The following is a 2,742-nucleotide window of genomic DNA, read 5'->3' on the forward strand; positions in this document are numbered from 1 at the left end:
GGCATCGCCACCGGCAAACGGGGGTTTATTCCTGTCGATACCCGCATGGCCACCGATTTGCCTCACCTCTGGGCTATTGGGGATGTGACCGGCAAGATGATGTTGGCCCACGCAGCGGCAGCCCAGGGGAGAGTGGCCGTGGAAAACATCTGTGGCCGTACCGCCTATATGGACTACCTCAGCATTCCGGCAGCGGTGTTCACTCACCCGGAAATGGGTTTTGTGGGGCTGACCGAGCCTCAGGCCAAGGAAGAAGGCTACAGCGTAGGCACAGTGCGAACCTACTTTGGCGGCAACTCCAAGGCCATTGCTTCGGGAGAGACAGAGGGCATGGTCAAGCTGGTCTTTGACAAGAGCACCGGCCTACTGCTGGGATCCCACATCTTGGGGGCACATGCAGCGGATTTGATCCACGAGGCGGCTCAGGCCATTGCTCGCCGGGCCACGGTGCGAGAACTGGCCAGCTTGGTGCATGTTCACCCCACCTTGGCAGAGACGCTGGAGGAAGCCTACAAGCGGGCTACCCACGCTCTGGCAGGGGCTTAGCAACGGTTGGGAAGATCTCCCCGCTCAAAACCTCAAGAAAACCGTAGGATGGGGGGGAACGCGTGGGAGGAAGTGCTTTTGGTGAGCGAAGCCGAGATTACCCAGGCAGTGCAGGCCCAGTACGAGACTTTCCCCTATCCTCCTATTCCTTACGACCGACCCTTTGAGGGCTTCTCCAGTCTGGGCAGCTACACCTTGGCGCAGTACGCCCGCACCCGTAGGCTGCAAGAGCCCGCAGGAGCGAGGTTTTTGGTGGCAGGGTGTGGCACCGGCTGGGAGGTGCATGGCATTGCCGCCAGCAACCCCGGCTATGGGTCGGTGGTCGGGATCGACATCAGCCGCCCAGCCCTAGAGATTGCCCAAAAGCGAATTAAGCACCACGGCCTACGCAACTGCTCTGTGCAGTACGGGGATCTGCTGGATCCCTCTACTTGGCCCGAAGGCAGCTTCGACATGATCAGCTCCTACGGCGTGATTCACCACACTGCAGATCCGGTGAAGGCTTTGAGCAATCTGGCATCGCGGTTGGCTCCCGATGGGGTGATGGCGCTGATGCTCTACAACCGTTCCGGCCGTTGGCACCTCTACCGCATTCGCCGCGCTTTGGAGCTGCTGGGCATCACCCCACCTGCAACCCCAGAAAAGATCGAATTTGTGCGGCAACTGCTGAAGGGAGCCAGCCCCAATTCCCTTTTGGCCAAGCACGCCAAGGCTCACCAAGAATACTATGGACAAGATGAAAACATTGTCGATAATTTCTTCCATGCCAATGATATTCCTTTCGACATCGGCGAGATTCCCGACTTGCTTGCCCAAGCCGGGCTGGAGTTTATCGATGTAGCCCCCTACTTGGACTATTGGAATGCCAGGCCGTTGATTGCCGCCACCCACCCGGAGTTCCATCGCCGCTACGAGGCCCTTGCTCGCATCGACCAACTGCGGGTCATGGAGTATCTGGAGCCTCTGTATCACACGCAAAATCTCTTCTGGTGTTGCCATCAAGGGAAAAAGGTGGACCACTGGGATCCCTTTACAGTCGAATTTTTTAAGGGATCCCGCTGGCAGCTCAACCCCTTGTTTGTCCGCTATAGCAGCGTGCGCTACTGGGATCAAAAAATCCCCTTTTCAGATCTGTTGGGCAAGCTGGATCCGGCCCAGATCCTGACCCAGAAGATGGATATTTTCTGGCCCGTCGCCCGCATCCCGGGCAAGATGATAGCCTCTACCCGCTACCAGGTGGTGGAGCTGCTGCTGCCCCTGGCCAATCAAGCCCGTTCTGGCGCTGAGATCCTGGCTGCCCACGAAGAGAGACCCGACCACCTTCTCAACCTCTTCAGACAGTGGGAAGCAGACCGGTTAGTTCTGCGGGTTGCCTAGCTTCTGGTTATTCCAAACAGTCCAAATCACCAGGGTCAAAGTCTGTTCCATGCTAAGGTTGTATCATGCATGACCGAGGACGGTGCTTCTCCCCAGGCATGTTTGCGCCGGCGGTGCGGAGCACCTCTACTGGGACATCTTCGCCACAGCTTTCCCTGTGAATAGAGCTGGCAGATCTGGATCCCGATCAACATCCCTGACAACCCCAACGCCAGAGCTGGTAGGAGGCAAGGATGGCTGACTACAATCGCGGCATTATGAAGTTCAAGGGGGCAGATAGCCCAATTGTCGTTTTGATCTCGGCAGGAATTGTGGCCGGTGTGGTTTCGGCCCTGATCTGGTGGGCTTTGCACTTTGCTTACGCGGCTTGAGTCTCAGCCTCTTCCAGAAGCTAAGGGCAGCTTTTCCTGCGCTGCAAGCCTCCCGGACAAGGTAGGGAATTGGGACGAGGCTTCTTTGCAACGCTTGCGGCAGTCTCTTCAACGTTGGTACCGTGACCACGGAAGGGATCTGCCCTGGCGCCGCACCCGGGATCCCTACGCCATTTGGGTTTCGGAAGTGATGTTACAGCAGACCCAGGTGGCAACGGTCATTCCCTACTTTCAGCGCTGGATGCAGACCCTGCCCGGGATCCCAGCACTGGCGGCAGCCCCCCAGCAGCAGGTGCTGAAACTGTGGGAGGGCCTGGGCTACTATCGGCGGGCCCTGAACTTGCACAAAGCTGCCCAAATTTTGATGCGGGAGCGAAACGGTGAGTTCCCCAGGGATCTGGAGCAGGTGCTGGCTCTGCCGGGGATCGGGCGCACCACGGCTGGCGGC

At 58.4% G+C, this 2,742-nt stretch carries 3 protein-coding genes and 1 pseudogene; all 4 read left to right on the plus strand.

Annotation, left to right across the window (positions count from 1 at the left end):
* A partial coding sequence (locus tag NW856_RS03190; protein WP_414399051.1) for an FAD-dependent oxidoreductase occupies positions 1–546 on the plus strand: 546 nt, incomplete at its 5' end.
* An 81-nt stretch (positions 547–627) separates the two neighbouring features.
* Positions 628–1,923 carry a class I SAM-dependent methyltransferase gene (locus NW856_RS03195; protein WP_414399052.1) on the plus strand — a complete coding sequence of 432 codons (1,296 nt, stop codon included), beginning with the start codon at positions 628–630 and terminating at the stop codon, positions 1,921–1,923.
* Positions 1,924–2,156: 233 nt separating this feature from the next.
* The gene (locus tag NW856_RS03200; protein WP_011432392.1) at positions 2,157–2,294 is read left to right on the plus strand and encodes a hypothetical protein; all 138 of its coding nucleotides are present in this window, start codon (positions 2,157–2,159) and stop codon (positions 2,292–2,294) included.
* A 94-nt stretch (positions 2,295–2,388) separates the two neighbouring features.
* Positions 2,389–2,742, plus strand: a pseudogene (locus NW856_RS03205) (A/G-specific adenine glycosylase); the annotation flags it as partial.

The sequence above is a fragment of the Synechococcus sp. R3-13 genome (assembly GCF_047462195.1).
GTDB lineage: Bacteria > Cyanobacteriota > Cyanobacteriia > Thermostichales > Thermostichaceae > Thermostichus.

What these genes read in the sequence shown, in the direction of transcription:
- NW856_RS03200 (WP_011432392.1), top strand. Translation starts at nt 2,157, where the DNA reads ATGGCTGACTACAATCGCGGCATTATGAAGTTCAAGGGGGCAGATAGC.